Source organism: Pseudomonas agronomica (assembly GCF_025917275.1).
GTDB lineage: Bacteria > Pseudomonadota > Gammaproteobacteria > Pseudomonadales > Pseudomonadaceae > Aquipseudomonas > Aquipseudomonas agronomica.
The window spans coordinates 1-4,333 of record NZ_JAOSHO010000430.1; the positions used below are offsets into that span (position 1 = coordinate 1).

The following is a 4,333-nucleotide window of genomic DNA, read 5'->3' on the forward strand; positions in this document are numbered from 1 at the left end:
TCAGCGCCAGTTGGCCGATCGCCTGGCGGGATGAGCGTTCGCCCATGCCGATCAAGACCACGCCGTTACCGATCGGCATCACGTCGCCGCCTTCGAGGGTGGCATTGCCGTGGTCGTGGTCCGGGTCGCCGTACCAGATCTGGAAATCGGCGTGGGTGAACTCCGGGTGGAATTTGTAGATGGCGGTGGTCAGCAGGGTTTCCTGGCGTCGCGCCGGCCAGTACATCGGGTTCAGCGTCACGCCGCCGTAGATCCAGCACGTGGTGTCGCGAGTGAACTGGGTGTTGGGCAGCGGCGGCAGGATGAAACTGGAGTGCCCGAGGAAGTCGCGGAACATCTGGATGGTCTTGCCGCCGAAGCTGTCCGGCAGGTCATCGGCCGAGACGCCGCCGATCAGGTATTCGGCGATATGGCGCGGCTCCAGGCTGCGCAGCCATGCGCTCACTTCATGCGCCAGGCCCAGGCCCACGGCGTTGGCCGTGACCTTGCGATGCAGAATCCAATCCAGCGCCTCGGGAATGGCGACAATGTCGGTCAGCAGGTTGTGCATCTCCAGGACGTCGATCCCGCGTTCGCGCATCTTGGTGACGAAATCGAAGTGGTCGCGCTTGGCCTGGTTGACCCACAGCACATCGTCGAACAGCAGCTCGTCGCAATTGTTCGGCGTCAGCCGCTGGTGGGCCAGGCCGGGTGAACAGACCATGACTTTGCGCAATTTGCCGGCTTCGGAGTGGACGCCGTACTTCACTTTTTCCGTGGTCATTACACATCCTCCAGATAAAACAGTTGACCGGTCAGAGGGTCAGGAAACCCGCGTAGAGCCCGTACGCAGCCACCAGGGCTCCGACGACCACGGCGGCGAAAATCAGCTTCTCGACCGAGGTGAAAACCGGCTTGCCCAGTTCATGCTTGGCCTTGGCGAACAGGATCGCGCCGGGGGCGTAGAGCAGGGCGGAAAGCAGCAGGTATTTGATTCCGCCGGCGTACAACAGCCACATCGCATAGATCAGGGCGATGGCGCCGATGAGCAGGTCCTTGCGGCGTTCGGCCAGGGCGTTCTGATAGGTCTCGCCGCGTACCGCCAACAGCACCGCGTAGGCGGCCGACCACAGATACGGCACGAGGATCATCGAAGTGGCGAGGTAGATCAGCGACAGGTAGGTGCTGGCGGAAAACAGGGTGATGACCAGGAACAGCTGGACCATCGCGTTGGTCAGCCACAGGGCGTTGGCCGGCACATGGTTGGCGTTCTCCCGCCGCAGGAACGCGGGCATGGTGTGGTCCTTGGCGGCGGCGAACATGATCTCGGCGCACAACAGGACCCAGGACAGCAGGGCGCCGAGCAGCGAGATGATCAGGCCAACGCTGATCAACACCGCGCCCCAGTGACCGACCACGTGCTCCAGCACGGCGGCCATGGATGGGTTCTGCAGCTTGGCCAGTTCCGGCTGGGTCATGATCCCCAGGGACAGCACGTTCACCAGCACCAGGAACAACAGCACCGTGATGAAACCGATGACGGTGGCCTTGCCGACGTCGCTGCGTTTCTCGGCGCGGGCGGAAAAAATACTCGCGCCCTCGATGCCGATGAACACCCACACGGTGACCAGCATCATGTGTCGCACCTGATCCATCACGCTGCCCAAATCAGGGTTCTGCAGGCCCCAGATGTCAGCGGTGAAAATCTCCAGCTTGAAGGCGAATACCGCGATCAGCACGAATAGCAACAGTGGCACGATCTTGGCGACGGTGGTCACCAGGTTGATGAAGGCGGCTTCCTTGATGCCACGCAGGACCAGGAAATGCACGGCCCAGAGCAGCACCGAGGCGCCGATCACCGCCGCGACGGTGTTGCCCTCGCCAAAGATCGGGAAGAAGTAGCCCAGGGTGCTGAACAGCAACACGAAGTAGCCAACGTTGCCCAGCCAGGCGCTGATCCAGTAGCCCCAGGCCGATGAGAAGCCCATGTAGTCGCCGAACCCGGCCTTGGCGTAGGCATACACGCCGCCGTCCAGGTTGGGTTTACGGTTGGCGAGCGTCTGGAAAACAAAGGCGAGGGTCAGCATGCCCACTGCGGTAATGGCCCAGCCGATCAACACGGCACCGACGTCGGCGCTGGCGGCCATGTTCTGTGGCAGGGAAAAGATCCCGCCGCCGATCATCGATCCCACTACCAGCGCGACCAGCGCACCCAGTCGTAGTTTTCCAGGGGTATCGGACATTGCATGACTCCCATGCGGGGGAAGAGAGTCAACAGCCTATGTCGATTGGGAGAAGCGGCAGCTGATCCAGGTCAGTTCCGGCGCAAAGGGGGTAGGACGCAAAACCTGTGGGAGCGAGCCTGCTCCGGGCGGCGATCCGACGAAGGCGCTGTGTCAGCCAGCATCGACGTATCTGATATATCGCCATCGCGAGCAAGCTCGCTCCCACAGTTTTCGTGTCAACCAAATCCCCTGTGGGAGCGAGCTTGCTCGCGATGGCGATCGGGCGGTCACCACTGAGCCCGATGAGCCCCCAATTCGGCGGCCGGCAATGCCCATTGCAGCGGCGTTCCGGTGATCTTCAGCGGCACCTGCAAACGATGCGCCGGGCCCCACGGCGTCTGTTCCACCAGCAGCCCCTGGTCAGCCTCGTCTTCAGGGCGCAACGCAACCTGAGTGCCAGCGCCGCCGTCGATCAACAGCTTCGCCGTGCGCGCCAGCGACAGGCGTGCCGAGCCGCCATGGCTGGTGGCCAAGCGGCGGGAGACCAACACAATCGCGCTGGCCGCCATCAGGTAACCCGTCCCATGGTCCAGGGCCTGGACCGGCAGCGGCGTCGGCTTGTCGGCGTGTTTCCAGGCCATGCCTGCCTCGGCGATGCCGCTACTCATCTGCACCAGGCTGTCGAAGCCGCGGCGGTGTTGCCAGGGGCCGCTCCAGCCGTAGGCGTTGAGGCAGACGTCGATCAGGCCGGGGGCCAATCGTTGGCGCTGCGTGGCACCATAGCCCTGGCGTTCCAGTGCGTCGGCGCGGTAGCCGTGTAGCAGGATGTCGGCCTCTTTGAGCAACGCCTCGAACGTTGCGCGGTCGGCGGGTTGCTGCAAGTCGAGGCGGGCGCAACGTTTGCCGAGGGTGACTTCCGGCACCACGCCGGGTTCGTTCCAGGTTGGCGGGTCGATGCGCAGTACATCGGCGCCCAGGCCGGCAAGAAAACGGCTGGCAATCGGGCCGGCCAGCACGCGGGTCAGGTCCAGCACCTTGAGGCCCGCCAGGGGTTGGGCGACGGAGCCGAGCCAGGGTCTGGCCGGGCCGTCCGGGATGTCATCCAGATGGACGAGTGGCTCGGCATTGACCGCCATGCCTTGGGGATGAGCTTGCCACGCCTGCCAAGAGCGCATCTGTGCGGCGCAACCACCGGCGTCGACCACGGCTTGCTCCAGTTCGGCCTTGTTCCAACGGATCACTTTGCTGGCCATGTCGGCGCGGTCGGCGCAGGCCCCGAGGACCGTTTCCGCCGCCTGGCGATGATGCGGCGCGTTGGTGTGCAGGCGGATCCAGCCGTCGGCGGTGGCATAGTCGCCGGCCACGGCGTCCCACATCGGCGGTACGCTCCAGCCGATGGGGCGCAAGGAGGTGGAAAACCAGAACGAGGCCAGGCGCTGGTCGACTTCAAGCGTCGGCAGGCGACCGGTTTGCTGGTGGATGAGCGCGGCGACCGCTTGACCGGCCACACCGATGCTCGCGCTGGCCAGTTCCGTGACCGCGAAGGCCGAGGGCAGGGCGCCTTCGCCTGTGAAGGGGATCGGTGTCGTGGGCAAACCGATGGCGGTCTGCATGGATGTGAGTAGGTCTGACATTTGGAAGCCCTCCTGAACCAGAGAGCGAGCATAGATCAAACGAACATCGGGGGTCGCTACGCGCCCCAGCGGGAGCAAGCTCCCTCGCCACGGTGTTCCGGGCGCGACCAGATCCAGAGATTGCCCAGGCCCATGCCCGCGAGCGCGAGGTAAACCGGCCAGCGGTGATCGAGCACCAGCAGCATCAACCCTGCGCAGCACAGCATGCTGGCCGTTGCCGCAATCTTGGCACGGCGCGGGATGACCTTGCCGTTGCGCCAGTTGTGCAGCATCGGTCCGAACAAACGATGGCCCTCCAACCAGGCGCTCAGGCGCGGGGAACTGCGGGTCGCGGCCCAGGCGGCGAGCAGGATGAATTCAGTGGTCGGCAAGCCGGGCACGACGAGGGCCACCAGGCCGATGGCCAGGCTGGCGTAGGCGAGGAGGGCGAAGAGCAGTTGGGTGAGTTTGGAGGGTGTGCGGCTCATGTATTTCTATCCGATATCCACTTTCCCT

General features: G+C 64.3%; 4 protein-coding genes. All 4 read right to left on the bottom strand.

The features are described 5' to 3' along the window. On the bottom strand, positions 1-763 hold a 763-nt coding region (locus OC610_RS22075; protein ID WP_264430762.1), incomplete at its 3' end, for an arginine deiminase family protein. Positions 764-794: 31 nt separating this feature from the next. After that, positions 795-2,222: an arginine-ornithine antiporter gene (arcD, locus tag OC610_RS22080; protein WP_264430763.1), complete on the bottom strand. Its 1,428-nt coding sequence runs from the start codon at positions 2,220-2,222 to the stop codon at positions 795-797. Between the two features lie 269 nt (positions 2,223-2,491). Next, positions 2,492-3,838 (bottom strand): CoA transferase, encoded by a 1,347-nt coding sequence (locus OC610_RS22085; RefSeq protein ID WP_264430764.1) that lies wholly within the window; start codon positions 3,836-3,838, stop codon positions 2,492-2,494. A gap of 56 nt (positions 3,839-3,894) precedes the next feature. Next, positions 3,895-4,305, bottom strand: coding sequence for a YbaN family protein (locus OC610_RS22090; protein WP_264430766.1), 411 nt, complete (start codon positions 4,303-4,305; stop codon positions 3,895-3,897). Between the last annotated feature and the right edge of the window lie 28 nt (positions 4,306-4,333).